The 26,659-nt window shown below is 70.0% G+C and carries 31 protein-coding genes, 2 tRNA genes and 1 pseudogene; 5 read left to right on the forward strand and 29 right to left on the reverse strand.

What is annotated here, in order from left to right; genetic code table 11:
• Positions 1-38 precede the first annotated feature (38 nt).
• Complete coding sequence (locus AC27LF_RS21495) at positions 39-923, reverse strand: sigma-70 family RNA polymerase sigma factor (protein ID WP_479659127.1); 885 nt, start codon at positions 921-923, stop codon at positions 39-41.
• A 71-nt stretch (positions 924-994) separates the two neighbouring features.
• On the opposite strand from AC27LF_RS21495, the gene AC27LF_RS21500 reads away from it, so the two are divergent.
• Positions 995-1,471: a carboxymuconolactone decarboxylase family protein gene (locus tag AC27LF_RS21500; RefSeq protein WP_479659126.1), complete on the forward strand. Its 477-nt coding sequence runs from the start codon at positions 995-997 to the stop codon at positions 1,469-1,471.
• Between the two features lie 199 nt (positions 1,472-1,670).
• The gene (locus AC27LF_RS21505; RefSeq protein WP_404029314.1) at positions 1,671-1,937 is read left to right on the forward strand and encodes a GlsB/YeaQ/YmgE family stress response membrane protein; all 267 of its coding nucleotides are present in this window, start codon (positions 1,671-1,673) and stop codon (positions 1,935-1,937) included.
• A gap of 117 nt (positions 1,938-2,054) precedes the next feature.
• On the opposite strand, the gene AC27LF_RS21510 is transcribed toward AC27LF_RS21505, so the two are convergent.
• On the reverse strand, positions 2,055-2,543 hold the full coding sequence (locus AC27LF_RS21510; protein ID WP_479659125.1) for a YajQ family cyclic di-GMP-binding protein: 489 nt from the start codon (positions 2,541-2,543) through the stop codon (positions 2,055-2,057).
• Positions 2,544-2,770: 227 nt separating this feature from the next.
• On the opposite strand from AC27LF_RS21510, the gene AC27LF_RS21515 reads away from it, so the two are divergent.
• A tRNA-Tyr gene (locus AC27LF_RS21515) sits at positions 2,771-2,852 on the forward strand.
• A gap of 164 nt (positions 2,853-3,016) precedes the next feature.
• On the opposite strand, the gene AC27LF_RS21520 is transcribed toward AC27LF_RS21515, so the two are convergent.
• The 13 genes and pseudogenes from AC27LF_RS21520 to AC27LF_RS21580 all read right to left on the reverse strand — a co-directional run bounded on the left by AC27LF_RS21520 (position 3,017) and on the right by AC27LF_RS21580 (position 13,209).
• Positions 3,017-4,384 carry a tyrosine-type recombinase/integrase gene (locus tag AC27LF_RS21520; protein ID WP_479659124.1) on the reverse strand — a complete coding sequence of 456 codons (1,368 nt, stop codon included), beginning with the start codon at positions 4,382-4,384 and terminating at the stop codon, positions 3,017-3,019.
• A 68-nt stretch (positions 4,385-4,452) separates the two neighbouring features.
• Positions 4,453-4,641 carry a helix-turn-helix transcriptional regulator gene (locus AC27LF_RS21525; protein WP_479659123.1) on the reverse strand — a complete coding sequence of 63 codons (189 nt, stop codon included), beginning with the start codon at positions 4,639-4,641 and terminating at the stop codon, positions 4,453-4,455.
• A 182-nt stretch (positions 4,642-4,823) separates the two neighbouring features.
• Complete coding sequence (locus AC27LF_RS21530; RefSeq protein WP_479662478.1) at positions 4,824-5,969, reverse strand: DUF3631 domain-containing protein; 1,146 nt, start codon at positions 5,967-5,969, stop codon at positions 4,824-4,826.
• The gene (locus AC27LF_RS21535; protein WP_479662406.1) at positions 5,966-6,310 is read right to left on the reverse strand and encodes a hypothetical protein; all 345 of its coding nucleotides are present in this window, start codon (positions 6,308-6,310) and stop codon (positions 5,966-5,968) included. Before AC27LF_RS21535 ends, AC27LF_RS21530 begins: the two co-directional genes overlap by 4 nt.
• Positions 6,307-7,212, reverse strand: coding sequence for a bifunctional DNA primase/polymerase (locus AC27LF_RS21540; RefSeq protein ID WP_479662407.1), 906 nt, complete (start codon positions 7,210-7,212; stop codon positions 6,307-6,309). Before AC27LF_RS21540 ends, AC27LF_RS21535 begins: the two co-directional genes overlap by 4 nt.
• 89 nt (positions 7,213-7,301) lie before the next feature.
• The gene (locus AC27LF_RS21545; RefSeq protein ID WP_479662408.1) at positions 7,302-7,961 is read right to left on the reverse strand and encodes an XF1762 family protein; all 660 of its coding nucleotides are present in this window, start codon (positions 7,959-7,961) and stop codon (positions 7,302-7,304) included.
• Between the two features lie 12 nt (positions 7,962-7,973).
• Positions 7,974-8,474 carry a hypothetical protein gene (locus tag AC27LF_RS21550; protein ID WP_479662409.1) on the reverse strand — a complete coding sequence of 167 codons (501 nt, stop codon included), beginning with the start codon at positions 8,472-8,474 and terminating at the stop codon, positions 7,974-7,976.
• Positions 8,475-8,681: 207 nt separating this feature from the next.
• Positions 8,682-10,808, reverse strand: coding sequence for an FtsK/SpoIIIE domain-containing protein (locus tag AC27LF_RS21555; protein ID WP_479662410.1), 2,127 nt, complete (start codon positions 10,806-10,808; stop codon positions 8,682-8,684).
• Positions 10,809-10,927: 119 nt separating this feature from the next.
• Positions 10,928-11,245, reverse strand: a complete 318-nt coding sequence (locus tag AC27LF_RS21560; protein WP_479662477.1) for a hypothetical protein — start codon at positions 11,243-11,245, stop codon at positions 10,928-10,930.
• 2 nt (positions 11,246-11,247) lie between these two features.
• Positions 11,248-11,595, reverse strand: a complete 348-nt coding sequence (locus AC27LF_RS21565) for an RRQRL motif-containing zinc-binding protein (RefSeq protein ID WP_479662463.1) — start codon at positions 11,593-11,595, stop codon at positions 11,248-11,250.
• Between the two features lie 422 nt (positions 11,596-12,017).
• Positions 12,018-12,680 (reverse strand): annotated as a pseudogene (locus tag AC27LF_RS21570) (protein spdB); the annotation flags it as partial.
• Positions 12,677-12,943, reverse strand: a complete 267-nt coding sequence (locus AC27LF_RS21575; RefSeq protein WP_479662230.1) for a TraB/GumN family protein — start codon at positions 12,941-12,943, stop codon at positions 12,677-12,679. The gene AC27LF_RS21575 and the pseudogene AC27LF_RS21570, both read right to left, overlap by 4 nt.
• Positions 12,940-13,209 carry a DUF6284 family protein gene (locus tag AC27LF_RS21580; RefSeq protein WP_479662231.1) on the reverse strand — a complete coding sequence of 90 codons (270 nt, stop codon included), beginning with the start codon at positions 13,207-13,209 and terminating at the stop codon, positions 12,940-12,942. Before AC27LF_RS21580 ends, AC27LF_RS21575 begins: the two co-directional genes overlap by 4 nt.
• Before the next feature lie 647 nt (positions 13,210-13,856).
• Here AC27LF_RS21580 and AC27LF_RS21585 point away from each other — a divergent pair.
• Positions 13,857-14,987: a helix-turn-helix domain-containing protein gene (locus AC27LF_RS21585; protein WP_487227772.1), complete on the forward strand. Its 1,131-nt coding sequence runs from the start codon at positions 13,857-13,859 to the stop codon at positions 14,985-14,987.
• Here AC27LF_RS21585 and AC27LF_RS21590 read toward each other — a convergent pair.
• Complete coding sequence (locus AC27LF_RS21590; RefSeq protein WP_479662233.1) at positions 14,971-15,759, reverse strand: NUDIX domain-containing protein; 789 nt, start codon at positions 15,757-15,759, stop codon at positions 14,971-14,973. The two genes, AC27LF_RS21585 and AC27LF_RS21590, sit on opposite strands and share 17 nt — an antisense overlap.
• Positions 15,760-15,856: 97 nt before the next feature.
• On the opposite strand from AC27LF_RS21590, the gene AC27LF_RS21595 reads away from it, so the two are divergent.
• Positions 15,857-15,963, forward strand: a tRNA-OTHER gene (locus AC27LF_RS21595).
• 174 nt (positions 15,964-16,137) lie between these two features.
• On the opposite strand, the gene AC27LF_RS21600 is transcribed toward AC27LF_RS21595, so the two are convergent.
• From AC27LF_RS21600 to AC27LF_RS21660, 13 genes are all read right to left on the reverse strand, one after another.
• A complete protein-coding gene (locus tag AC27LF_RS21600; protein WP_479662234.1) occupies positions 16,138-17,517 on the reverse strand; it encodes a tyrosine-type recombinase/integrase in 1,380 nt (459 codons plus the stop codon).
• 61 nt (positions 17,518-17,578) lie between these two features.
• A complete protein-coding gene (locus AC27LF_RS21605; RefSeq protein ID WP_479662235.1) occupies positions 17,579-17,767 on the reverse strand; it encodes a helix-turn-helix transcriptional regulator in 189 nt (62 codons plus the stop codon).
• A 232-nt stretch (positions 17,768-17,999) separates the two neighbouring features.
• A complete protein-coding gene (locus tag AC27LF_RS21610; protein ID WP_479662236.1) occupies positions 18,000-19,127 on the reverse strand; it encodes a DUF3631 domain-containing protein in 1,128 nt (375 codons plus the stop codon).
• Positions 19,128-19,329: 202 nt separating this feature from the next.
• Positions 19,330-20,238 carry a bifunctional DNA primase/polymerase gene (locus AC27LF_RS21615; RefSeq protein WP_479662237.1) on the reverse strand — a complete coding sequence of 303 codons (909 nt, stop codon included), beginning with the start codon at positions 20,236-20,238 and terminating at the stop codon, positions 19,330-19,332.
• 86 nt (positions 20,239-20,324) lie between these two features.
• Positions 20,325-20,822, reverse strand: coding sequence for a hypothetical protein (locus tag AC27LF_RS21620; protein ID WP_479662238.1), 498 nt, complete (start codon positions 20,820-20,822; stop codon positions 20,325-20,327).
• Between the two features lie 12 nt (positions 20,823-20,834).
• Entirely contained in the window at positions 20,835-21,311 is a 477-nt protein-coding gene (locus tag AC27LF_RS21625) for a hypothetical protein (protein WP_479662239.1), read from the reverse strand.
• Positions 21,312-21,325: 14 nt separating this feature from the next.
• On the reverse strand, positions 21,326-21,520 hold the full coding sequence (locus tag AC27LF_RS21630) for a hypothetical protein (protein ID WP_030585650.1): 195 nt from the start codon (positions 21,518-21,520) through the stop codon (positions 21,326-21,328).
• A gap of 14 nt (positions 21,521-21,534) precedes the next feature.
• Positions 21,535-21,792, reverse strand: coding sequence for a hypothetical protein (locus AC27LF_RS21635; protein WP_479662240.1), 258 nt, complete (start codon positions 21,790-21,792; stop codon positions 21,535-21,537).
• Between the two features lie 141 nt (positions 21,793-21,933).
• Positions 21,934-24,159, reverse strand: coding sequence for a cell division protein FtsK (locus AC27LF_RS21640; RefSeq protein ID WP_479662476.1), 2,226 nt, complete (start codon positions 24,157-24,159; stop codon positions 21,934-21,936).
• A gap of 92 nt (positions 24,160-24,251) precedes the next feature.
• Positions 24,252-24,632 (reverse strand): RRQRL motif-containing zinc-binding protein, encoded by a 381-nt coding sequence (locus AC27LF_RS21645; RefSeq protein ID WP_479662242.1) that lies wholly within the window; start codon positions 24,630-24,632, stop codon positions 24,252-24,254.
• Positions 24,632-25,282 carry a GGDEF domain-containing protein gene (locus AC27LF_RS21650; RefSeq protein WP_479662243.1) on the reverse strand — a complete coding sequence of 217 codons (651 nt, stop codon included), beginning with the start codon at positions 25,280-25,282 and terminating at the stop codon, positions 24,632-24,634. The genes AC27LF_RS21645 and AC27LF_RS21650 overlap by 1 nt, the downstream gene beginning before the upstream one ends.
• Positions 25,279-26,289, reverse strand: a complete 1,011-nt coding sequence (locus tag AC27LF_RS21655) for a DUF2637 domain-containing protein (RefSeq protein WP_479662244.1) — start codon at positions 26,287-26,289, stop codon at positions 25,279-25,281. Before AC27LF_RS21655 ends, AC27LF_RS21650 begins: the two co-directional genes overlap by 4 nt.
• Positions 26,286-26,576 carry a hypothetical protein gene (locus AC27LF_RS21660; protein WP_479662245.1) on the reverse strand — a complete coding sequence of 97 codons (291 nt, stop codon included), beginning with the start codon at positions 26,574-26,576 and terminating at the stop codon, positions 26,286-26,288. Before AC27LF_RS21660 ends, AC27LF_RS21655 begins: the two co-directional genes overlap by 4 nt.
• Positions 26,577-26,659: the final 83 nt, after the last annotated feature.

Consider the following 26,659-nt stretch of genomic DNA (forward strand, 5'->3'; position numbering starts at 1 on the left):
ACCCGGAGGACAGGTGTAAGGCGGCCGGGAGGTCAGGATCAGGCGGTCAGGCCGAGCGTGGTCAGCCGGTCAGGGTCGGTGAGGACGTCGAGCCGGGTGATGCGGCCGTCTCGGATGGTGAAGGACATGACGGACAGCGGTCGGCCTTCGGCGAAGGAGACAACCCCGGGTGTTCCGTTGACCAGTGCCAGACGCGCGTCCGCCGCGAAGCGGGCGAAGGCGATGGCCTGGGATGCCACGTCGGTGGCGCCGCGCCGCAGGATGGCGGGGACGAGCGTGCCGCCGTCGGAACGCGCGACCACATCGGGGTCCAGCACGGTCAGCAGCGCCTCGAAGTCGCCGTTGCGGGCGGCGGTCAGAAAGGCGTTGACGACGTCGCTCTTGCGGGCGTTGTCCGTGTCGGCCGAGGGGGCGGCGCCGTGGACACGGCGGCGGGCACGGCTGGCGAGCTGCCGGGTGGAGACCGCGGTACGGCCCAGCACGGGCGCGATGTCGTCGAAGGGCACGTCGAACAAGTCGTGCAGGACAAAGGCGAGTCGTTCGGCCGGGGAGAGCGTTTCCAGCACCACCATGAGGGCGATGCCCACCGCGTCCGCGACCAGGACCTCCCGCTCGGGATCAGCGCGGTCGAGCCGGGTGACCACCGGGTCCGGCAGCCGGACCTGCCCGTCCTGCTCGGGCAGCGGATCCTCGCGCCGGGAGGTACGCGAGCGCAGCATGTCCAGGCACACCCGGCCGGCGACCGTGGTGAGCCAGGCGCCCAGGTTCTTCACATCGCTCACGTCGGTGCGGCTGAGCTTGAGCCAGGTCTCCTGGACGGCGTCCTCCGCCTCGGCGAGCGACCCCAGCATCCGATAGGCCACCGCCCGCAGCCCGGGCCGCTCCGCCTCGAAACGGTCGGCCAGAGAAAAGTTGCCGCTCATCCCGTCACACCCCCGCGCCGCGATCCGTCGGTTCAGTGACAGACGCTAACGGATCACCTGGAGAGCAACAGATGAACACCGCAGCCGCGAGCACCGCCCGGATGAAGAACCCCGCCCAGGTCCTGCCGGAGGCCATGAAGGGCATCCAGAACATCTACAAGGCCATGTACCAGGGCGGTGTCGACCCGCGGCTCCTGGAACTGGTCCATCTGCGGGCCAGCCAGATCAACGGCTGCAGCGCCTGCGTGTTCGCCGGTGTGGCGGGCGCGAAGAAGCACGGCGAGAGTGACGAACGCCTTCACTCCGTGGCCGCTTGGCGCGAGGCTCCGTTCTTCACCGCGCAAGAGCGTGCCGCACTGGCTCTGACCGAGGCCGCCACTCGGATCGCCGACCGCTCCGGCAAGGCCGTACCCGACGAGATGTGGGACGAGGCGGCGGACCACTTCAACGAGGAGCAGCTTTCCGCGATCATCCTGATGATCAGCCTCACCAACTTCTTCAACCGCATCAACACCACCATCGAAGAGCCGGCCGGCACCACCTGGTGACCGACGCCGCCGAACCGCCGCCACGGCCGGCTGCAACCGATCAGGGCAGTCGTGGCGTCTTCCGGAGCGACAGGGCACGAACACGCGCGGGTCGTACGGCACCGGTCACGGGCCGTCCGGCCTGCGCGGTACAGCCGGCGTTGACGGAGATCACAGCGCTGGACAGTGCGAGCACAGCGCGGGAGGGCAGGTTCACGGCATGAGCATCATCGGTTGGATCATCCTGGGACTGTTGGCCGGCGCCATCGCCAAAATCCTGCTGCCGGGGCGCGACCCCGGGGGCTTCATCGGCACGACCCTGATCGGCATCGCGGGCGCGTTCATCGGCGGCTGGATCTCGGCCCGCTGGCTGGACCACCCCATCACCAAGGACTTCTACGACGGCGCGACCTGGGCGGCCGCGATCGGCGGCTCGCTGGTGCTTCTCGTCCTCTACCGCATCCTGTTCGGCAACTCGCGCGACTGACGACTGATCGATGCCGGATTCGACCCCGGTGGACGAGAAGGGTGGGCCGCCTCGGATGCCCACCCTTCCTCGGGGTCGCGTCGTTCCCGTACCCGCGCGGGGCGCGGACCGGCGGGACTACCGGTAGTTCACGAACTGCAGCGCGAAGTCGAAGTCCTGGCCCTTCAGGAGGGCGATCACGGCCTGGAGGTCGTCCCGGCTCTTCGAGCTGACGCGCAGCTCGTCGCCCTGCACCTGGGCCTTCACGCCCTTCGGGCCCTCGTCGCGGATGATCTTCGCGACCTTCTTCGCGTTCTCCTGGGAGATGCCCTCCTGAACCGACGTGAAGATCTTGTACTCCTTGCCGGAGAGCTGGGGCTCGCCCGTCTCCAGCGCCTTCAGCGAGATGCCGCGCTTGATCAGCTTGGACTGGAAGACGTCGAGGACAGCCTTGACCCGCTCCTCGGAGTTCGCCTGCATCAGGATCTTCTCGCCGGACCAGGCGATCGAGGCGCCCACGCCCTTGAAGTCGTAGCGCTGCGAGACTTCCTTGGCGGCCTGGTTGAGGGCGTTGTCGACCTCCTGCCGCTCGACCTTCGAGACGATGTCGAAACTGGAGTCGGCCATGTCCTGTGGCTCCTTGTATCGGGGTGCGTATCTGGTGCGTGCCGGCGTGCGCGAAGGCAGCCGCCGAGCCCGGTGCGAGACCGGGCCGCATCCGCACCAGCCTAGCCATCCGACGTGGGCCGGGTGCCGATCAAACGGGTGGCGGAGCACCCCTCGGCATCGGGTATTGTTTACGTCGTTGCCAGGGGGCACCGCCGAAAAGCGGACCCCATCCGGCAGCACAACCCGGCGGTGTGCCCGAGCGGCCAAAGGGAGCAGACTGTAAATCTGCCGGCTCAGCCTTCCCAGGTTCGAATCCTGGCGCCGCCACAAGACCGAAAGGGTCTGTGACCAGCAGCAATGCTGATCGCAGACCCTTTCGGCGTCTACGGGCCCAACTTGATCGTTATGCGTGCTTTTTCCCAGTGTGTCTCACCCTGATTCGGGTGCTGACCAGTCCCTGTGGGGCAGGCGTGGGGCAGCTTCTGGCCCTCCTAGCTGCCGTTCTTCAGCGCCCGCTCGATGCGCGCGTTCGCTGTCGCGGCGCCGCCGTCCAAGCACTTCGCGTACACCCGGAACAGCACGGCCACACTGTGGCCGGCGCGCGCGGCCACCTCCTGTGGTTCCACGCCAGAGCTGAGCCACGTGGACACGGCAGCGTGGCGAAGATCATACGGACGCTTTGCCAGCAGCGACGCGCACTGAGCGGGCGTGAGAGCACGCGCACGGGCTTCCGCCCACACCTCGCCGTATCCGGTGTCCTGGATGAGCCCGCCCCGCTGCGTCCGGAACAGCCGCCCGTCGGGGGCGACGCCGTACGCCATGACGTGCCACCGCAGCAAGTTCACGAGATCGGGCGGGATCGGCACGGTGCGGACCGCCTTCCGGGGCCGATGCTTGAGCCCGCGCCGGTCGTGTGCTTCGCCGCTGTCCGTCCAGGCTGACCCCGAGCGGGGACGGGTCTCCCGCAGTCGCAGCGTGCCCCATCCCAGGCGAGGCAGGTCGCAGTCCTGGAGACGGAGACCAATGACTTCCGCCGGCCGTGCCGCCGCGTAGTACATGCAGCCGAAGAACGCGACCAGGCGCCGCCCACGGGGGCTCTGAGTACGCACGGCATCGAGCAACGCGAGAGCCTGCCGGGGGTCCGGCACTGAGGCGGGGTCCAGTTCCTCCGCTACCTGCTCGGGAGACTTCCACTGCACCTGTGGCAGGGGGTTGTCCGTCAGCCGCCCGGCGTCAACGGCGTAACCGAGTGCGTTGTGAAAGATGGCTCGCTTCCGGCGGATGGTCGACGCCGCCGCTGTGGTGCCGTCCAACTTCTTGGTCAAGGCATCCAGGGCGGCGCGTACCTGCATACGGTTGGCCAGCGCGGACGTGGGCAGGGACTTCCGTTCGAGCCACGCCAGCACGGCGGCCACCTCGTCGGGCGGGTCCTGGTCGCGGCGACTCACGTTGAATGCCCAGCCGTAGAGGGCCGTCCGTACCGTCTGGGCATCAGCCATACCCTTGGTGTCCCTGACGAGAGCAGGCGTAACGGTGGCCATGGCTTCCGCGAGCGTCCGGCGTGTGGAGCCGGGGGAGTGCTGCCACTTCATCTCGATGTACTCGCGGGCATGCTGGTACCAACTGACGTCGTTGCGCTGTCGCAATTCGGAGAGGGGCGCCCCGGCGGACTCATCGAACGGCTCGCCAGCGTGCGCCGCTCGCAGCAGCTCGGCGCGGCGGCCCTCTGCCAGTGTCTTGGTGCGGAACGTCTGAGAGTGCGGAGTGTCGCCCGTCTTCCAGCGCAGTTCCGCGGACGTCTGTCCACGGTCCTTCCGCTGCCGGACGGACCAGATTCGAACGTCGTACGTCGTCCCCATCGGTGCCTTCCTGCGAACGGGGCCCGGCATGAGCCGGGCCCCGTGGGTGGGTTGGTCAGTCGGTGCGATCAGTAGGCGGGCGAGTCCAAGTTGTTGAGCCAGTTATCCAGGTCGGTGCGGCGGACTCGCAGGTGACCGTTGGGCAGCTTCACGAGTCGCGGCGCCTGCCCACGGGCGCGCATACGGTAAAAGGCGGCGCGGCTCATGCCGATCTCGGTGAGGACTTCGGGGAGCTTGAGCATCTTGGTGCCAGCCAAGGTGATGACTCCTTCGCGGGGTGAGTCGTCCGGGGTCCCTCTCAGGGCCGCTACTTCCGCTACCGCCGCTACCTCGCAGGTCAGGGGCTTGATCGAGGTAGCGGGAAGGGGTAGCGGTAGCGGATGGGTAGCGGCGCGGTAGCGGCAACCGGCCCCGGTTGCCGCTACCGCGTTGTTGCTGGTCAGGCCACGTTTTCGGTGCCGGGTAGCGGAGGTAGCGGACTTTCCGGGGGTGGGGGGCAGTAGCGGGCCCACGCGTCCCACAGATCGGCGCTGTAGTAGCCCTTGAGGACGCTCCCGGCGGTCTTGATGTTGCGGGAGGCGATGGGCTCGTTGTCGGCCGTCATGTACTCCGCGAGCATCCGTGACAGGCGCCGGTTGTCGAGCGGCTTGCCGTGCAGGTCCGCCCACGGGGCGTCGTCCATGGCGTTGAGCCGGTCCAGAATCGCGACCGTGGGCAAGCGGTCGATGCCGACCATGACGTGGTCCCGCAGATCGGTCAGCAGCCGCACGCCCAAGCTGCCTTTGTCGTTGACCTTGGACGCGGTCACCAGGGCCACGCAGGCTTCGCGGGCCCGGTCGGGCCAGTCACCGCCGACCGCGTCGGCGATGGCGAGCAGGGGTTCCCACACGTCGGCGGGCCGGTCGGTGACTCCTTCGGGCATGTCCGGCCACGCCCCCATGACGAACCCCCGTGCGTGCTCGGCCCATTGGGCCAGCCGGTCACGCAGCGCGTGCCCCTCGGCTTCGTGGACGCGGGCCCGGAAGGCTTCCACACGCTCGTTGCGGGCCCGTCGGCGCATGCGGATGACGACTGATCGGGTCATGATCGTGTCCGGCAGCGAGCCGAGTCCGGCGACCGCGACCGCGCAGTACGACGGGAAGGCTTGCACGGTCTGGTTTCCTCCGTCGCCGATGCACCGGTAGGTGACCCCGGTACGGCGGTGCCCGGCATTCAGGAAGCCGCGCAGTTCCTCGTTGTCCCCCGCCTTGGGGCCGAAGATCGTGTCGATCTCATCGAACAGGATCGTCGGCCGACCGTTCGCCCCGGACACCGACCGGAACAGGGCGGCGGCGGACGCGTTCACGGCCGTCATGGGCTGCGGGACCAGCGTCTCTACGATCTCCAGCGCCCGAGACTTCCCCGACCCCGGCTCCGGGGACAGGAACGCCAGACGGGGCGTGGAGTCGAAGCAGTCGAGCAGGTGGGCATGCGCGTCCCACAGGGCCACGGCGACGTAGGCGGCTTCGGTCGGGAAGACGTTGAACCGGCGGTGGAAGGCTTCCACCTCGTTGAGCAGCGCGGCTCCGTCGATGGTGGGGGTCATGCGGCGGCCCTTCCTTCCGTGGTGGTGGCGTGCGGGCAGGTGCCGACCCGTACGCGGGCTTGCAGCTCGATGACGGCAGCGCGGCCCCGGGCGCGTTCGTGATGCCCGCAGGCACACAACCAGTCCGCGACCGGTACACCCGCGCACCTGATCTGAAGCCCCGGCGTGATGCCGGTGACGGTGACCGTCTGCGGGTCAGAACCAAGAGCAGTACGGACGCCCTTGCGGGCGGCGCCTGTCGGCTCGCTCACGGCCGTCCCGGACGCGGCTGGTTCGGCGGGGCGGGGGTCCGTCGGGGTGGTGGTGATGCTCTTCAGAGGGGGGCGGGAGAGGGGGTTCATGCCGCCCCCTGCCTGCGCTGGTTGTGTGCGATGGACCAGTTGAGGGCGCTGCGGAGGGTGGAGCGGCACTCGGACGCGGACAGTCCGGCCGCCTCGCCTCCCTCCTGAAGAGCCAGTTCGACCACGTGCCGGGGGAGGTCGCCCCACGCGACGAACCGTCCCAGGGCGCGCGCGGCCCGGAACAACTTCGCTTCCCGCTCCCCGACTTGGGCCGAAGCGACGTTCCGGGACTCGTTGGCGAGTGCTACATCCGCGTATCGGCGGGATTGCCCCGTGGTGGCCGTTGAGGGCACCTGAGACGGCTTGGGGGCGGGTTGCAGGATGGTTTGCAGCCAGACGGGCAGAGGAGCCGTCTCAGAGCCGCACAGAGCCTCGTAGCGTCCGGCGGGAGTGATACTGCCCGCCGCGACGACGTATCCGCCCCACGCGCGGGTGTCGACCGAATCCGCCACGGTCCCCGCGGTGTTGGACAGCCGCACCCCGTCCGGGGCGGTGAAGTACAGGTGCGTTCCACCGCTCGCGGTCCGCACACGGTAGGTCTCCGGGACGGTCTGTCCGGCGCGCTCGCAGAGCGCTCGAAAGGTTGTCGCGCCGTCAGGCGCGTCCGAACTGCCCTTGTGCTCTGGCGTGTCCAAGTCCACGACCAGCAGCCCGGAGGGGCCGCACGCGATGCCGATGTTGAACGAGGCCCGTGACCAGGCGGCGCGGATGCGGTCGGGGTCGGTGGTGGCCCGCTGCTCCCACTTGCGGTGCCCGCCGGCGCATTCCCCGGTGCGGGTGCAGGACTTCTCCCCGTGCAGCGCGGGCGGCTTGCCTCCGGGGCGTAAGGGGAAGACGTGCCAGCCTCGGGCGGCGGCATCCAGCGCTGCGGACAGCAGCGCGGAACGAGCGTCATGGGTCATGCTGGATGTCTCCAGTTCGGTGTAAGCGTGCTGGATGACAAGGGCGGCCCCGGATCTTTGGCGAGACGCGGGGGCCGCCCTTGGCGTAGCTAGTGGTCGTGGATGCGGCGCCTGTAGGCGCGTTGACGGCATGCCGGCGAGCAGTACCGCGGGGGCCGCCCGGTGGCAGCTGCCGCGATCGGTTTTCTGCACTCCGGGCAGCGGTTTCGCCGTTCGCGGGGGCGGGTTTCGTCACGCGTTTCGTCACACGGTTCGGGCAGAGACGACGCGTTGTGGGTGGTGATCTCCCACAGGGCACGGGCCACGTTTTCGGTGCCGAGCGTGCCGCGGGGGCGGCTGGGGGTGTCCCAGCCGGGGCGGGCGGGCAGGTCAGCGACCTTGCGCCAGCCAGCGGCGCGCAGGCTCGCGCCGCTTTCGCCGTCTTGGGTGTAGGTGATGGCGCGGCGGTAGCCCGCGCTGCGGGCGGTGCGCCACGCGGCTGCGTACAGGGCAGAGCAGGCGTTCGTGGTGGTGCCGTCCGTCGCAACGCGGGTGACCTCGATGGTCAACCCGTTGTCGAGATGGCGGTTGACGGGACGACCCACGATGGCCACGCCGACCAGGGCGCCATCATCGGTGTGGACCCCAAGGGAGAACTGATGCCCTTGCGGCGGGTCGTGGTGGCGATGGTGAGCTTCGATGTAGGCGCAGGCGGCTTTCCACTTCATCGGGCGGATGTGCAGCCGCTTCGCATTCGGCGGTGCGGTCACAGAACGCACGCCCTAGCGCTGCTGGTTGTTGGTCTTGGCCCACAGGCCGGTGGTCCGGCTCTGTACGTTGCGCTGGTCCTGGTGGACGGGTCCCTCGTAGTGGTGGTGGTGCTCCTCGGGCAGCACGTTCTTGGCGCGTTTGGCGAGCCGGGCGAGGGCGAGCACGAGGGCGGCCGGGGCGCCGAAGACGATCGCGCAGACGATCGGGTCGGCGAACTGGGACACGTACATGAGTACGCTCGCGGTGCCGCCGATCATGGCGGTGGTGGCGCCGCCGGCGAGCATGAGCACGCTCGCGTCCGTGGCGCCCTGGCTCATCGGCGGGCGGCCCGGCTGTGCGACGGGCGGGGTACTGCCGTAGGCGGGCACGGGGCTGTCGTCGCGGTGCGCGGTGGGGGTCTGGGGTGCGGGCCGGTAGGCGTCGGCGATGATCCGCGCGGCTTCGGCGGCGGCTTCGTCGTCGCTCATCCCGGTGTCCGGGCGGGCCGTGCTGGGACTGTGCTCGGGGTACATGCGGAATCCCTTCCGGTGCATGCTCGGGGAGGCGGGGGCACCCCCTGCCGGGTGGGTTGTGGAGGGGGTTTCAGGGTGTTGAGCTGGGGTGCCTCCCCGCCTCCCCGAAACGAGTTTTTCGCTGATCAGCGTGGGGGAGGCGGGGTGGGGAGGCGGTTGGGGAGTTCTCCCCGCCTCCCCGGTGCGGGACGGCTTGCCTCCCCGTGATCAGACGGCGGAAGCGGAATCCTCGCCGTCGCGGTTGGTGAGGGCACGCAGGACGTGATCGCGGTGGATGACCATGACCCCGTGGGACTTCTTCGGTTCCTCGCCGTGCTCCTCCAACAGCCGCTTCAGCCGGTCGTTGGTCCACTCGTCGCCGTACGCCGTGGCGTCCAGCGCGTGCAGCCGCTTCAGTACCTCGTTGGTCCGCAGCCTCGGCGTGTCACCGAGGACGGCGGCCACGTCGGCGAGTGCGTCGCGTTCCTCGCCCCGGTCGACGGCTTGCAGGGTGGCCACGCCATCGCGCAGGGCCTTGGCCCGGTCGGCGATCTCGGCTGCCGGCTCGTCGTCGATGAAGTGGGTGCGGACCGTGATGGACGCCTGCCCGGCGGGGATGGTGATGCCGTCCGAGGCGACCACGAGGGTTCCCTTGTCCAGGCCCTGGCGCAGCAGGTGCGGAGCCGCGCCGGCGTTGACGGCTTTGGCGCCGAGCGCCATCTCCGCCTGAGACTCGGTGCCTACCACGAGGGAGGCGCGGGTGTGGGCGCCCTCGCGGACCAGCTTGGGAAGGTTCTGGTCGGTGGGGTCCTGCGTGCCCTGCCACATCAGCACATCCACCGCACGGCCCTGGTTGTGAATCTTGCGGACGGCCATGAAGTATCGGGAGGTGGCCTTGGCGCCGCCGTAGGGCCGCTTGTCGTCGCCGACGACCGGGCACATGAACGCGAGCTGTGCTTCGTCCACCAGGACGATGAGGGGCGGGAAGACGGCGGTCGGGTCCATCCGGCGGGTCTCGATCCGCCGGTTCATCTCCTCGACCGCGTTCTCGACCATCTCGGTTGCCTGGATGACGTGGTCGTCGGAGGGTCCCTCGATCAGTACCTGTGCGATGCCGTCGAACATGGCCCAGTCGCCGATGCCTTTCAGGTCGGCGATCCAGAACTGCACCGACCGGTCCAGCGCCAGCCACAGGGCCAGAGCCCGCAGGGAGGCGGTCTTGCCCTGGTTCGACAACCCGGTGATGAGCAGGTGGCGCTGATACAGGCTCAAGGCGGCGGCGTCGCCGCGCAGGTCCTGGCCCCACGGGGCCTTGCCGGTCTTGTAGTTCGCGGTCAGGGTCTCGTCTGTGACCAGCGGGGACGGGCCGATCGGCTCGTCCAGTGCCCCCGAGTCGGCGATCCACAGCCGGACCGTGCGGGCCGCCTCGGGGATGGTGATGAACACCTCGTGCTCGTGCCGGGTCAGGTTCTCAGCGAGCTTGCGCCGCCGGTTCTGCACCTCGATGGTGGAGACCCCGGAAGGGAGGGTGACGTCGACTTCCACACCGCATCCGGCGATCCGGATCGGCCCGAGCATCGCCGCGCCCGCATCACCCATCTCCTTGATGGCGTTGCGCAGCGCGGGAACTCCCAGGTCACGCAGGGCCTTGACCACGATCGACGGCGTGATCGGCTCACCCTCGCCCGACCGGGCGTTGGCGGGGAGCGCCCATTGGGGGGCTGCCTGCTGCTTGCTGCCGACGGTCCACAGGGCGAGCAGGGCGAGGAACGGGCCGATCGCAAGAGCCGGTCCCCACACCACTTGGACGATCGTGATCATCAGGTTGATGAACTTGATGACCGCCATCAGCGGGGTGACGACTTCGGTGGCGTCCTTGGTGGCTATCGCCATCGCGATACCGAGCAGCACCAGACCGCCGACGCCCATACCGGCACTGACGGCCGCGCCCTTGGCCGCATCCAGCGGGGAGTGCAGCAGCTCCATGCGGCGCCGGTGGCGTGCCTCGCGGTAACGCTGCCCGCGCTCCTCCCACTCCGCAGCCGCCTCGTGGTTCCCGGCGGCTTCCGCGGCCCGCAGCATGCGTTCGTAGCGGGCGGCGGTCCGCCCGTCCCACGTCCGCTTGGCCACGATCCGCGCCCCACCAGCCACGTAGAGGCTGTGCCGGGCGACCAGGCGGGCCCCGGTCCGGGTCGCCTCGTGGGTCATCACGGTTTTGATGGCGCGTCCGGAGCGCACCCACAACGGCACGACCGGCGCCGGGGACGGGTCGGGGACGACGGTGAGCACGGTCGGCGCATCCGCACCGGCCGGGGGGTCGGTGTTCTTGTGCAGGTGAACGACAGTGCCGCTCATAGCGGGAAGACTCCTTCTGCCCCAACCGGGGCGGGAAGCTGAGAGAGGGGGTGGCAGGCCCCGCCCGGCATCAGCACGGGCGGGGTCAGGGGCAGTACGACGGCCGTAGCGGGCCGTGCTCACCACCAGCCGGAGGACTTCTTCGCGGCCTTGGCCTTGGCGTTCTCGGTCACGATCCGGGCCCGCTCGGCCTGCAACGCGGCCATCTCGGCAGTCAGCCGGGTCTCGGCAGCACTCCATGCCGCATCGATCCGCTGCTCCGCACTGCCAGTGCTGCGGCCCTTGACGATCCGGTACGACCCTCCCGCGAGAGCCCCCAGGACAGCGCGGCGCTCGCGGCCGTCCAGCGGCCACATCTCCCGGTTGTGGACCGCTTCCAGCTTGCGCGTGGTCTCCCGGATCGCCTTGTCAAGGCGACGCGTGTCGGGCTTGCCCATGGTCAGGGACTCCTCAGGGGGTCGCAGGGATCGGGGAAGGCACAGGGGGTGCAGGTGCCGAGCGACGGGGGGATGACGTAGCCCGCATCGCGCCGGCACTGCGGGCACAGGCGGCGGGCGGCATTCGCCTTGGCCAGCGCCGCCCACTTGGCCGGCGTCATCGGCCGGACGGGCTTGGCGGCGTCGATGCGGTACAGGTAGGCGACCAGCGGCCCCCGGCGGCGGCGCGGCCGTTCGAGCTGCGCGGCCACCTCTTGCCCGCCGGGTCGTAGCCCGCGGGCGCGGAGTTGGCGGCGGGTGGCGTAGCCGTCGGGGGCGAGGTGCCACCGGAAGACCGGTAGCGCGGCCATCAGGCGGCGGCGCCGCGCGTCTTGGCGAGCTGGGCGTAGACGCTGCCCACGTAGGACGCGGACCGAGTGGCCGCGACCGCTGCCTCACGGATGGTCAGACCGTTCTTCCATGCTGCCTCGATGGCTGCGCGGGCGGCGGCGGCATCCAGTCGCTCCGCAGGCGCGGGGGTGGTGTCCACCCCGGTCGGGAGCGGCTTGTCCGTTGCGTCCACGGTCCGGGTCGGCATGGGCCCTGCGGTGTCGTTGAACAGCCACTCGACCTGCTTGCGGGACTCGCTCTCCCAGGTGGCCGGGGCGGGCCCGGTGACCTGCGATGTCATGGTGGACACGGCAGGGCCGGTTTCCTGGCCGGATGCCTCGCCGGCGGGCAGTGCCGGGGCGACGGCCGCCGACGTGTCCACCTGGTCGTGTTCCAGGGGCACGGTCACCGGCTCGACCGGTCCCCATACCGGCAGTTCCCACTGGGACTCGGGCGTGACGCTGGCCAGTGCCCGCCCGGTGCCGTCGCCCTGTCGGGCGGCCTCCAGCGTCGACCACGCCCCGGACAGCCGCTCGGCTGTCCGGGCCTGGACTCGTGCGACGCGGGCCCCTGCCTCTGTCACGGCCTCCAGCCGGGTCTCCTCGGTGCCAGCCTGGGCCCGCAGCCTGGCGCGGGAGACGGCCGCCTGGTCCCGGGCTTCCTGCTGGATGCCTCGGATCGCATCCAGCGCGGTCGGCGTGAGGGCGGTGCGCTCCCACAGTCCGTGGACCAGCCACAGGGCTTTGGCGGCGATCGGCAGCCAGGCCACGGCCAGCCACGCGCCGACAGCGTGGTCGGCGGTGAGGGCGTGGGTGATCAGGACGCCGGTCGCGATCAGGCCGAACGACCAGCCGACGCCGGTCACGGTGCGGGAGTGGTCGCCCTGCGCGGCGAGGCGGCGTTCGTAGGCGAGGGTGGCCAGCCATCCCCCGTCGATTCCCAGACCGACGACCAGGGCGACCGGCCACGGCATCGCGGAGCCGAGCCACATCACGACCACGGCCAGGGTGAGCACCATGGACACGGCCGTCATGGCGACGGCGGGCAGTACGGTCTTGGCTTTCACGCCGTGCCCCCGTCCGCGTCGTAGTGGCGGTAGGTGGTCGGCGGCTTCTTCGTGAGCTGCTTACGCAGGTAATCGGTGTGCCAGCCCAGTCCCCAGTCGGCGGTCGGCGGCTCGCCCAACGCCCCGGTCAGGGCAACGACCGCATCCAGCACACGGTCTTCCAGCAGGAGCTGGAACGCTTCACGGTCGCCGAAGGTGGCCGGTGCGGGAATGTTGATGGCTTCCAGGACGGCGGCCAGGAACTCGCGGGTGTCGTCGTTCACGCCGCACCGTCCGACGCGACGTTGCCGGCGGTGCGGTTGGCCAGCGTGCGCCGCTCGGCCAGCACCCGCGCCAGGGCGCGGCGGATGCGGCGGGTGTCCAGCTCGTTCGGGGTGTGGTCCAGGGCGATGATCTGCGCGTCGATCAGGTCGACGTCCGCCAGGATGACGGGCATCTCCTGCTCGATCGCGTCCAGTTCCGCGTCCGTCGGTTCGATCCAGTCGGCGAACGCGGTAACAGCGTCCTGAACAGTGACGATGGGGTTCATAGGGTCGTGTTCCTCTCGGATAGGAACGGCCCGAACAGCACCCCCGGAGTAGCCGCTCCGGGGGTGCGCGCCGTTGAAGTCGGAATGTCCGGCTCCCCTCAGCGCTGCTCGTACGAGACGAGCAGCGGAGGCAACCGGCCGCCGCGACCAGCACGGCGGAAAGGCTGAGGTTCGAAGCACGGCAAATGCCGCGGAAGGTTCTGCGGATTCCAGATCACGCAATGCCAGTCACCGCCCCAACGGGGCGGATCCGGGCAGGTCACCCGGCCCGACATGGGCGGTCGGGATGGTGACCCGCACCCATCGACCGCACGTGTTCATGCGGCTGGGTCGGCACTCTGTTGAGTTCTCCACAGCGCGTACTCCGGGCCGTGCGTCCGGGCGCTGCCCCGCACACCGTGATTCAGGACCAGCCCGCAATCTGGTGCGCACCAGTAGAGTGCATCTGGTGCGCACCAGTGTCAAGGTGGTTCGCTGATTCGAGTGGCGGATGAACCGCCGCGGTGCATCTCCAGAAGACCTCTGGAGACAGGGCCGCCGGTAGCCAACAGGACTTAACTTCCGGCCTGTTAACCCCTGTTGACCTGCACCAACGTGCGTCATGCTGACAAGGTGGTGCGAGGGAACCAACGCCGGGAGGTGGGCTCGTGAGTGCGGGACTTCGGAGGGCGCGGACTGCGCGCGGGTGGTCGCAGGAACGATTGGTTCGCGAAATCGAGCAGTTCGCCCGACGGAACCTCACAGACGTTGCGTCAACCGCGAGTCTGCGGGTCTACGTGTCCGAGTGGGAGAACGGCAAGCGCACCATCTCCGACCGGTACGCGCGCATCCTGCGTCAGCTTCTCGGCGTCACGGACGCGGAGCTGCGGGACTCCGACCCGGCGCCCGTGGCACCGACCGCCGACGGCTACGACGACCTACTCAGCCGGATCGATTCGGCCAGCAGTGTCAGCGAGTCCATGGTGAAGATGTTCAACGACCAGACCGAGCTACTGCGGACCATGGACCGCCAGAGAGGCGCTGCGGCCCTGGTCGATCAGATGTCCGGCCACCTGTCCGCCCTCGAAGACGCGCTCAACTTCGCCGTGCTGCCGGCCGCCCGCCGACCCGTTGCAATCGCGCTCGCGGGCGCCTCAACTCTCGCCGCGTGGCAGGCAATCGACTCGGGGGCCGTTGAGCGGGCGTGGCGGCACTACGAACTTGCCAAGCGCGCGGCGCGCGACGCTGAGGAGCCCATGTACCTTGCCCACGCCATGGGCGAGCAGGCGTACGTGCTCTGCGAAGCGGGACGGCCGGCGCTCGCCGTAGACCTCGTGCGGGACGCTCAGCGCGCCGTTGGGCAGGCCGGTTCCGCCCGACTCCGGGCATGGCTGTACGCCGCGGAAGCCGAGATGTGCGCGCACGCCGGGCTGCCGGACGACAGCCGGCGTGCGCTGGAAGCGGCCATGGCCGTCATTCCACAGGGCCCCGAGGACCGAGACCCGGACATGCTGAGCATCTTCCTGAACGGTGCCCATCTCGCCCGGTGGCAAGGCAACGTGCTCGCTCTTCTCGGGGAGGAGTCGGCAGTCACTAGCCTTTACGGTGCGCTTGAGGTCATGGACCCGACGTTCGTGCGCGCCCGAGCCGGCCTTCACGCCGACCTGGCGCAAGCTCACCTCACGCGAGCCGAGTACGACGACGCTGGCACGCACTTGCGGCAGGCTCGCTTGTTGGCGGGCCGTACCGGCTCGGTCCGGCAGCGTCGTCGCGTCGACCTGCTCACTGCGCGGTTGTGAGTCCCTGCGTGCGTCGAGCCGCCAGGATGTGCAGCAGGGCAACGAGGGTGCCTGAGCCCAGCAGCTCACCCCGGGCCATGAGCCCGGGAACGTCCGCCAGCGGTACCCACTCGATGTGGCCGGCCTCTTCCAGGTCGGTCGGCTCACCGACCTTCTCAGCGCCGTGTCCCACGAAGATTTCGTGTGGCGAGTCGACCATGCCGACCATGGGCTGATAGCTCACGACGTGTTCCAGCGACTTGGGCCGCCATCCCGTCTCTTCGACGGTTTCCCGCACCGCCGTGTCAGCGGGGTCTTCCCCCTGGTCAACGATGCCGCCCGGAAGCTCCCAGCCGAATTGCTGCGGAACGAAGCGATACCGCCACATCATCAGAACGCGGTCCTGGTCATCGATGACGGCCGTGACCGCGACGTGGTGAAGCCGCACGACGTGATGCTCGAACCGCTTCACCCCGGGCGGTTCCACATCCCAGAGCTGGAGCTTGACCCATCGGTTGTCGTACACGTCGCGCTCGCCGTGGATACGCCAGGGTTCCAGTCCTTCCGGACGCTGAACGCTCACCGCGCCCGGTACCCGGTACGAACTCCGTCCCCGCACCTCCAACTGTCCTTCGGAGACGAGACGGGCGAGCACCTGCCGTAGAGCCGTCCGGCCGATGCCGAGTTCTTCCACGAGCATGCGTTCTGAGGGGAGCTTGTCGCCGGGGGCGTACTCGCCTGACGTGAGCCGCGCGCGAAGCGTTTCGTAGACCTTGGTCGTCTTCGGTCCCATCCGCGGAGCACTCTCCGTTCTGACGTGGTGCGTACCAGCGTAGCGGGGATGGGTCACGCTTCCTCCGGTCGTCGGGTGGGCCATGGGGCATGTGTGGGGCAGTGGAGCCTCCAAGGGTGGAAACATGAAGGTCACAGGGTGATCGTCGCGCAGACTGTAAATCTGCCGGCTCAGCCTTCCCAGGTTCGAATCCTGGCGCCGCCACGCTGAGAGAGACCCCCTCTGACCAGGCAATTAACCTGGTCAGAGGGGGTCTGTCGTTGGCTCCCCCTGTTCGATTCGTTGTGGACGGGACATGGACGTGTCTCACCTCGTACCGCCCATATCCCACTGTTGATCAGTGCGTGTCCCCCAGGTGTCCCCCGGGGGAGAGCTTGATCATTCCGGCTCGTTCCACTCCCGAAGGGCTGCGTCGATCCGACTGTTCGCACGCTCCCGCGTCTGATCAAGCACCTTGGCGTAGACCTTGTGCAGGACCGCGATGCTGTGCCCAGCACGGCGGGCGCACTCCATCGCGTCCACCCCGGAACTGAGCCAGAACGACACCCCAGCGTGCCGGAGGTCGTAGGGGCGACGGGCCAGCAGCGAGGCCGTTTCTGCCTCGCTCAGCACGTCCTTCCGGGCCTTGGCCCACACCTCCCCATAGCCGGTCTCCTGTAGCAGGCCGTCGCGGTTCGTCCGGAAGAGCCGGCCATCGGGTGCCGTGCCCTGCGTGGCGATGTGCTGTCGCAGCAGTCTGACGAAGTGCGGCGGGATCGGCACCGGACGGGAGTCCTTCTTGGCGCGAGCCTTGAGGTGGCGCGTCTCATGCGCCGTTCCGTCGTCGGTCCAGCTCCGTCCGGCCCGGACAACCCCTTGCCGCAGGGTGAGCATCCCCCACCCCGTCTCCGGGAGGTGGCATTGGCTCACGCGCAGTCCGGCGGCTTCGGCCGGACGCATGGCCGCGTAGTACAGGCACCCGAAGAACGCTTCCAGGTGCCGCCCACGCGGGCCCTGCTCACGTACCCCTGCCAGTAGCGCGCGGACCTGGCGAGGGTTGGCGACGCTCTCGGGGTCCACCGCTTCCACCGACTTCGGGGCGGTCCACTTCACAGCCGTGATCGGGTTGACCGGCATGGTGAAGTACCCCTCTTCCACAGCGAGCCCGAGAACGTCACTCAGGCAGGCTCGCTTGCGCTTCGCGGTGCGCGGCGATGCCTCCTTCCCGTCCAGTCGGAGGGACAGCGCGTCGAGAGCCAGGCGTACGGTCGCCGGGTCCTCCAGCGCGGAGACCTGCAGGGAGTGCTTGGAGATCCAGGCGAGGGCTCGGGCCACGTCGTCCGGCGGGGTCGCGTCCCAGCGGTTGCGGTTGTACGCCCACCCGTACAGCGCGCGCCGCATAAGCGCGGTGTCGGGCATTCCCGTCTTCGTCTTCACGAGAGCGGGGGTAATGGTCGCCAGCGCATCGGCGTAGTTCTTGCGCGACTTCGCCGGAGCCAGCGCCCACTTGCGGCCGACGTACGCGCGGCTGTGCTCGTACCACGTGATGGAGCCCTGCTTGGCGCGCAACTCGGATACGGGCAGGCCCGTTTCCTCGTCGAACTGGTCGCCGCGCCGCACGGCAGACATGAGTTCCGAGCGGCGCCCTTCGGCCTGGACTTTGAGCGTGTAGCTCTTGGAGTGCTTACGCTCCCCGACCATCCAGCGCAGCCGGTAGGGCTTCGGGCGATCCTTGCGAACCTCGATGGAGTAGAGGCGAACGTCGTAGGTCAGTGCCATATGAACTCCAGAGGGGCCCGCCGGAAGCGGGCCCCTCGTGTCTTGTGTCTGTGGGAGGCGGTCAGGCTGCGGCGTCTTCCATGGACGCCCACCACGCGTCCAGGTCGCTGCGGCGGCAACGGAGCTGCCCGTTGGGCAGTTTGATGAGCTTGGGAGCCTTGCCGCGGGCGCGCATGCGGTAGAACGCGGCGCGGCTCATCTTGATCTCTTTGAGGACTTCGCGAAGTTCGAGCTTCTCGGTGCTGGGCAAGGTCGTGACTCCTTCTCGGGGTGAGGCGTCCCGGGGCCCTTCTGGGAAGTCCGCTACATCCGCTACGCCGCTACATCGCAGGTCAGCGGGGGTGTTTGTGTAGCGGACGCGCGGGATGTAGCGGCTACGGCGCTACGCGGGGGCGTGGCCGTAGCCGCTACATCGCGTGATTGCCGCTACAGGTTTTGGGTCTCTGACCTGGGGTGTAGCGGATGTAGCGGCAGTAGCGGACCTACGGGGACGGGGGCGGGCAGTAACGGGCCCACGCGTCTTCGAGGTCTTCGCTGTAGTAGCCCTTGAGGACCCCTCCGGCCGTGCGGATGTTCCGCGAGGCGACGGGGGTTCCGTCGACGGTGACGTACTGGCTGAGCATCTTCGACAGGCGCCGGTTGTCGAGTGCCTTGCCATCGAGGTCGGCCCACGGGGCGTCATCGAGGGCGTTGAGCCGGTCGAGTACGGCGATGGTGGGCAGGCGGTCGACGCCCACCATCACGTGGTCGCGGAGGTCGGTGAGCAGGCGAATGCCGATGCTGCCCTTGTCGTTGACCTGGGAGGCCTTGACCAGCTCCGTGCAGGCTTCGCGGGCGCGGCGGGGCCAGTCGCCCCCGACCGCGTCCGCGACGGCGAGCAGGGGTTCCCACACGTCCGCGGGGCGGTCGGTGACCCCGTCGGGCATCTCCGGCCACGCGCCCGCGATGAACTCGCGCGTCTCTTCGGCCCACTTCGCGAGCTGGTCGCGCAGGGCGAAGCCTTCCTTCTCGTGGATGCGCGAGCGGTACGGCTCCGCCTTCTCGTTCCGGGCCCGCCGGCGCATGCGGATGATGACCGAGCGGGTCAGGATCGTGTCGGGCAGTGAGCCGAGACCGGCGACCGCTACGGCGGTGTAGGAGGGGAAGGCCTGCACGGTCTGGTTGGCGCCGTCCCCGACGCACCGGTACATCACCTTGCCGCGCCGGTGGCCTGCGTTGATGAACCCGCGGAGCTGTTCGTTCTCTCCGGCCTTGGGGCCGAAGATGGTGTCGATCTCGTCGAACAGGATCGTGGGGCGCTTGCCGTCTACCCCGGAGACCGCGCGGAACAGGGCGGCGGCGGACGCGTCGACCGCGGCCATGGGGTTCGGTACGAGGGTTTCCACGATCTCCAGTGCCCGAGACTTGCCGGACCCCGGTTCGGGGCTGAGGAAGGCGAGGCGGGGGGTGGACTCGAAGCAGTCAAGCAGGTGGGCGTGCGCGTCCCACAGCGTCACGGCGACGTACGCGGCTTCGGTGGGGAAGACGTTGAACCGCCGGTGGAAGGCTTCCACCTCGTTGAGCAGCGCGGCGCCGTCGATGGTGGGCGGGGCGGGGGTCTGGTCGGTCATGCGGCCCGTCCTTCCTGGGGGTTGCGCAACGGGCAGGTGGCGCGGTGCCCGTGGTCACCGTGCGGGTCAGTGCCAAGGGCAGTTCGGACGCCTTCGGCGACGCCCTTCGGGTCGCCCACGGCCGCTGCGGGCGCGGCGAGTTCGGCGACCTGCCCTCCACTCGCGGGGGGTTGGCCTTCCAAGGGGGAGGATCGGGGGGCGTTCATGCTGCCTCCCGGGGGCGGGCCTTGCGGATGGAGCTGTCCAGGGCGCTGCGGATGGTGGCGCGGCACTCGGCAGCGGTGAGTCCCCGCCCCTCTCCCGCCCCTTGGAAGGCCTCTTCCACCACGTGCCGGGGGATGTCGCCCCATGCGACGAAGCGCCCCACCTTGAAGGCGCACCGGTTGAGCGTGGTGTTGCGTTGCTTGTCCGGCGCCGCGGACACGACGGCGCACTCGGCTTCCAGTGCGGACAGGGCCGCGCGGCTCCCGTCGACCGCAGGGAGCCTCAGCGGCCCCGTAGAGCGCGTGGGGGCAGGTTTCAGGATGGTTTGTAGCCATCCGGGCAGCGGGGCCGCCACGGAGCCGCTGACGGCTTCGTACGCTCCGGTGTCGGTGGTGCTGCCCGCGGCGACGACGTAGCCGCCCCACGCGCGGGTGTCGACCAACTCACCGATGGTTGCTGCCGTGTTGGCCAGCCGGACGCCGTTGGGGGCGGTGAAGTACAGGTGCGTGCCGCCGCTCGCGGTCCGCACTCGGTAGGTGTCGGGGACGGCGTGCCCGGCGCGCTCGCAGAGCGCCTCAAAGGTCGTCGCGCCGCAAGGCGCGTCCGCACTGTCTTGGGTCTTGGGCATGTCGAGGTCGACGACGACCAGCCCGGAGGGACCGGTGGCAATGCCGATGTTGAACGTGTCGGCCGACCAGGCGGCGCGGATGCGCTCCGGGTCGGTGGTGGCGCGCTGTTCCCACTTCACGTGCCCGTCGGCGCACTGGCCGGTGCGGGGGCAGGTGGCTTCGCCGTGCAGGGCGGGCCGCTTGGTGCCGGGGCGGAGGGGGAAGACGTGCCAGCCGCGGGCGGCGGCTTCCAGGGCCGCCGCTAGGGGGTCTCGCGGGATGGTGCGGGCATGGGTCATGCTGGGGGTTCTCCTGATCTCTTGGAGGGACGGGAGGACCGGGGCGGGTGCAGGCTTTGGAGAGACGGCGCCCGCCCCGGGCGTAGTTAGTACTGGTCGCGCAGGTCGCAGAAGTCGCAGTCACAGTCGTCGGGGTGCGGGCAGTCGCAGCCGCACGGGTGTCCGGCGCCGACGCAGTAGCACTGACACATGCCCTCCCCGCATGGCTGTTCGTCCTCGTCGTCGCTCGTGTCGTAGCCGAGCGGGCTGAGGGCTGAGTGGACTTGGTCGAGGGCTTCGGCAAGGCGCTGCGCGCGGCTGATCGCGACGCGTGTCGTCTGCACTGCGGATGATGCGGCCTGGTCGGGGTCCTTGCCTCCGTCCACGGTGAGCCGGTCGGCCTGGTGTGCGTCGGTCACGGGCACAAGCGCCTGCGTGATGGCCTGAGGCAGCATGCGTGACAGGTGCGCGAGCGTCCCGATCAGGCTGTAGGCGTCGCTGGGGTACTGCCAGTCCGCCCCCGGCGCGCGGGTGCGGTGGTTGATGGCGCGGACGGCTTCGGCGGCCTGGTCGGCCAGGGATACGGGGCTCTCCGGGTGGCTCATGCGGCGCTCCTGTCAGGTGTGGAAGTGGTTGCGCTTGATCACGGCTTTGCGGATGTTGACCGTGCTGCCGTCGCGCCCGCCGCTGATGGCGCGGACGGGCATGCGCCACGCGAGGACGGCGAGGGCGATCCACATCGCCGCGCCGGAGGTGAACCCAGCGGCGGCGTTGATGACCTCGCCGACGCCCCAGCCGACGCCGGCGGCGAGGGCGCCCCCGCCGATCCCGGCGCCGACGAAGCGCTGAGCGATGGGGTCAAGCAGGGGAAGCGGCGTCAGGTCGCGCGGCTCCGGCATAACCGTGGGCGGCGGGGCGAGGTGCTTGGGCATGGGGACCATGCGCCCGTAGGCGTCCGGCACCCAGACGACCGGGCCGCGTTCGGCGGCGAGTTCGACGGCCGCCGGGGCGGGTGCGTACAGCTCCAGCGAGGCCGGGTCGTACGCCGGGGCGGTGGGCGTGTCCGGCCGCAGGGTCGGGAGGTGTTCGTTCACGGGTCGGTCTCCTCTCACTTGCCGAGGGCGGAGAGGGCGTCGGCGGACGCCTGTACGAGGTTGTGGATGGGCTCGTACGCGCCGGTCCCTGCGACGAAGAACCCGAACAGGAACAGGACGATGGCGGAGCCGCCCCCGGCGGACTTGGTCTTGACGGCGAGGGCGGACGCAGCGCCGAACAGCAGGACGGCGGAGATGTTCAGGACCATGAGGAGCCTTCCGGTCAGGGGGTGTCGGTGCCCGCGCGGTAGATGCGGGCCCAGCGGTTGTAGAGCCAGCGGCCGACGCGTATGCGCTTGCCGGTGGCGTGGCAGCGGCGGCAGTCCTTGCCGCGCTTGAGGCGTCCCTTGCGGTCGTGCTTGAGGGCGTGGCCCATGCCCCGGCACTTCCGGCAGTTGCCGAACGGCGAGGCGGCACACACAGCGACGTAACACAGCGTGACGCCGAGAATCAGGGTGATAGCGAGCAGGGCAAGGCTCATGAGGGGCCCTCCGGGGCGGTTTTCAGGGGTTTCCGCAGGTGGGCCGCTATCCGCTAGCGGCCTGATCAGAGTGGGTTTGGGGCGCTAGCGGGGCCGCTAACGTTAGCGGGGTGTGCCGCTAGCGCTAGCGGCCCCGGACACTCAGCCCGCGTCCCGGTTTCCGTCACGCTCCGCAATCGCCGTGACGATGTGAGAGCGGTCGATGCCGCGCCGGTTGACGACCTTGCCCTTCACCCGGCGGCCCACCTGGATGGTGGAGACGCCGTGCGGCTTGAGCGCGGCGGCGAGCCCCTCGGGGTCCCAGCCGTCGTAGACGTCCTCGCGCAGGTCGGCGAGCCGGGCGACGACGGTCTCGGACCACACCTTGGGCTCATCGGCGGGAACGACGGCGAGGATGTCGGCGAGCAGGTCGTAGCCGCTGCCCGCAGGCTCCGGCTCCTGCCCCAGCGCATGGCCGGACAGGGTCCCGGCATCCTCGCGTGCCTTGCGGGCCCGCAACGCGATCCGCTCCGCGGTGGGCGCGTCCACGTAGACGCTGCGGATGATCCGGGCGTCCGAGCCGTCGCCGACGAAGTAGGCAATGCCCTTGTCAGCCCAGGCGAACATGGTCGCGCGCACGCCCCGCTTGTAGGAGGAGGTGCCCAGCACCATGTCGTTCTCGGTCTGCCCCATGACCTTCATGCACAGCCGCACACCAGCGTTCGCAGAGATGCCCGTAGGCAGCGACTTCGCGTCGGGGCGCTGCGTGGCCAGCATCAGCACGATCCCGGTGGCCGGTCCCCGCTTGACCAGGTCGGTGCAGATGTCCTCGAACTCCTTGCCGTACTTGTCGTGCTCGAACCACACCTGGCACTCATCCACGCAGATGACGATCGGGTGCAGTCCAAGGCTCGGCTTGGAGGCGAGTTCGCTGGTCACCTTGGACTCGGGGCAGATGTCCCGCGGCAGCGAGCGGATCACCTTCGCGCGGCGCCGCAGTTCACCGCGCACCTCGCGCATGTCGGCAATCGCGTACTCGATGTCCTCGTCTTCCTCCCCAGCACGGTGCCGGTAGGAGACGTGCTCGCCGACCGGGTCAAGGTCGCCCGTGCCCTTGAGGTCGTAGGTGTGCAGCTCCGCCCGCGGGTCCAACGCCGCGATCAGCGCGAACAGGCGCAACAGGAACGTCTTGCCCATGCGCGGGATCGCGCCGATGATCGCCGCGATGTACATGAACGTCAGGCCCACCCAGCGCCCGCGCTGGTCGGTGGAGAAGTCGACCGGCTTGAACAGGTCGACCAGTCCGCCCTTCATGAGCGGCCAACTGGGCTGCGTGGCCCGGTTCATGTCCTGGTCGCCGACCCACAGCACGAGGCGCCCGGTGTGCTCATCTGCCACCGCCTCCGGCCACACACAGCCGAGAGGGCGGCGCAGGCCGGACGCGAGCCGCTCGCGCCGCTCGATGATGTCCGTGACCGTGACGCCGTAGGGGAGGTTGCCCTCCGCGCGCCAGCCGGGGCCATCGCGGGTGATCGGGGCGGTGAACTCGAATCCGTCACGGCCCTTGCCCTGCGCCTGGTTGATGGCGGGGATGCCCAGCGAGCCGAGCGCACGCAGCACGATGTCCGACGTGAGCTTGACGGCCGTGGGCAGCTCCACCGCCCGGTGGATGACCGGGTCATCCGCCTTGCGGCCGGCGGCCCCGAGCGCCATCACGACCGCGCCGACCGACAGGGCCTGAAGCCAGTCGGGGGCGAGCACGTAGATGGCAAGCGCGGAACCGAGCCCGATGAACATCGCGAGCACGGTCACGAGGGTGCGCAGCCGGACCCGTCCGTCACGCTGCCGCGACAGCTTCAGGTACTCCGCGGCGTCCTCGCGCCGGACCGCAGCGAGGCGGACCGGTTCGCCCTCGCGGTCGGCCATCCACCGCAGGGTGCCGCCCACGAACCGCGCGGCCCCGGTGGGGGCTTGCAGGGTCAGGCGGACGGCGTAGACCGGGGAGCGCAGCGCGTGATAACCGACGGAGTGGGCGTAGTGGCGTGCCACCCACGCCGATGCGGTCCGCAGTTCCGCCACGGACTTGAGCCACACGGGAACGACCGCACGGCGGCGCGCGCCCGCGAGCCGACCGAGGTAGCCCGGACCGGTGGCGGTCGGGGTCGGCAGGTCGACCATCACGCGCGCGGTCGGGTCGCCCGACTCGCTAGCCGACCGACCGGTCTCGGAGTCGGCCGACGGGTCGGCGTCGGGTCGGGCGGTCGGGTCGGCCGACTCCGAACGGGCCGACCGGGCCTTGTCGAGGTCGACTACCTCGCCCCCGGAGTCGGCGTTCATCTCGGCTTCGAGTCGGTTGAAGAGTTCGTTGTCGTCGTCGGGGTGCTTCACTGAAGGTCCCTTCCAAGGGGAGGAAGGGCGGGGCCGGTCCGTCGCTGTAGGAGGTGAGCGGACGGGCCCCGCCGGATGGTGGTGCGGTGTGTTCAGGCGGCGCGCTGTTCCTCGGGGTAGGCGCAGGGCACGCACATGCCGAGCGACATGGGGATGACGTATCCGGCGTCCTGTCGGCAGGCGGGGCAGGTGCGGCGGGCCCGGTTCGCCTTGGCGAGCGCGGCCCGCTTGCCCGGCGTCATCGGCCGCACGGGGCGGGCCAAGTCGACGCGGTAGAGGTAGGCGACCAGGGGGCCGCGCCGGTAGCGCGGACGCAGCACCTGAGCCGCGATCGGCTGCCCGCCCGGACGTAAGCCACGGGCGCGGAGTTGGCGGCGCGTGGCGAGCCCGTCGGGCGCATAGCGCCACGGGTAGGTGGGGATGCCGTGGCGCGCGCCGGTCGGGTCGTAGCACTTGCCGAGCGCCCCGGACATCAGGCGGCCACTCCCACCGCGGGCGCATCGGTGCGGGCGCCGGCGCGTCCGGCACGACGCCCTGTGACGGTGGCGAACAGCCAGCCGAGCCCAGCGCGGCGGGTTCCGGCACGGGCTTGCTTGGCCGCGTACATCGCCTCATCCGCCCGCCGCAGCAAGCCGGAGAGGTCATCTGCAGGGAAGTCCGCGGCCCGCACCCAACCGAGAGAGACCGTGGTACGAACGGCCGGGTCCTGGTCAGCAACCGGCCGGGCGAGCACGCCGTGCAGCACGGCGAGCATGTCGGCCGCACTGCCGTGGTCGTCGATGAGCACGGCGGCGAACTCATCGCCCCCAAGCCGCCCGGCGACCCCGGTACGGCCGACGTGGTGGGCGAGCCGTTCCGCGGTCGCCTTCAACAGCGCGTCTCCGGCTGCATGCCCGTAGGTGTCGTTGATGTGCTTGAACTTGTCGACGTCGGCGAGCACGACGACCGCGCGCGGGTCCTTGAGCAGGGTCGTGGCGCGGCGGGTGAAGCCGTCGCGGGTGCGTAACCCGGTGAGCGGGTCACGCCGGGCGGTATTGAGGCAGCCTCGCAGCCACCACACGTGGACCGCCCAGCCTGCGGCGATGGGCAGCACGGACAGCAGGACCGTGGCCAGCGTGTTCACGCCGCCACCCCCTCAGCGTTCTCGCCGGACGCCGTGGCGTCGGGAGCGTCCACGGAGTGCAGCGCGCGGCCGTCGGCCCGCTCGCTCTTGAGGGCGTCGCGCAGCGTGCGGGCGTTGGCCTGCGACACGTGCAGCGTGGTGCGCAGACGGTCCGCGGTCAGCTCCGCGTCCGCCCATGTCGCGGTGACCGTGCGCGCCTCGGTCAGCGCGTCCTCGAAGGTGCGCTGAGCCTTGGCCTTGCTCTTGGCGGGAGCCCGGCGGCGCGGGCGCGGCTTGGCGTCGACCGGGGGCGGCGGCGGAGTCTCTGCCGGGGGCGGTACAGGCGTCTCCTGCTCAGCGGCGGGGGCCAGGTCGCCCATGCGCAGCATCACGCGCTCGCGCCGCGGGGTGCTGCGGCGCCAACCGCGGCCGTAGCGCTCACGCAGGTCCGCACGGGCCAACTGCCGTTCCTTCTCTCGCGCCAGCGCCTCCGTGTAGGAGGTGATCTCCCACAGCGTCATGCGGCGCCACAGTGCGAAGGTGGAGGGGAAGGCGAGCAGCCAGCGGGAAAACCGGATCTTTTCCATGCGGCGACCGGTGGCCGCGCCGATCCGGACGGCGTAGATGTGCGCGCCGATCTCGGAGAACACGACCCACAGCAGCGGCATGGTGCCGTGCGCGACCTTGGCCCACATGCCCTGTCCGGCCGCGATGTTCAGTCCGCAGGTGACCAGCGTGAGCGCCCAGGGCACGAACCGCACCCACGCAAGCGCCATGTCCATCCGGATCAACAGCAGGTTGGCCACGGTGAACACCGGGATGGCCACGTCGATACCGACCGGCAGCATCCACGGAGCGTGGAAGCCCCAGCGCAGCGCGGCAGCGGACACGGCGTCGAAGGAGGAGATCAGACCGAGTGCGCCGACTCCGGCCGCGGCGAGTGCGCCGACTCCGGCAAGACCCATCTCCGGGCGAGTGAGCGGCGGCACCCCGGACGCGGGCGCCTCGGGGGTGGGGGTTGTGGTCATGCGGCCACCCCCTTGCGTGCCGCGCGGCGGCGCCGGGCGGGGCGGGTAAGGGGCGTGACGTCGAACAGGTCCGGGTTCTCCTCGATGACCTGCGCGGCGATGCGGATCAGGTCGTCGGGAAGGTTGGGGTCGTCGGCGAGGATGTCGCGCGCTGCGTCCTCGCGGGCCGCGCGCTCTTCGTCCGTCTCGCCCTCGACCCCGAGCCACAGCTCAACCGGGGTGCCGAGCGCCAGTTCCGCGAAGTCCTCGGCAGAGATGGCCTGCTGTCGGCCGATGTACGTGCGCATGGAAGTCTCCAGACAGTGGAGGGACGGGAAGACCGCCGGGGCGGGCGCAGGCTTTGGAGAGACGGCGCCCGCCCTGCGGCGGA

This window comes from Streptomyces diversicolor, from assembly GCF_057537855.1.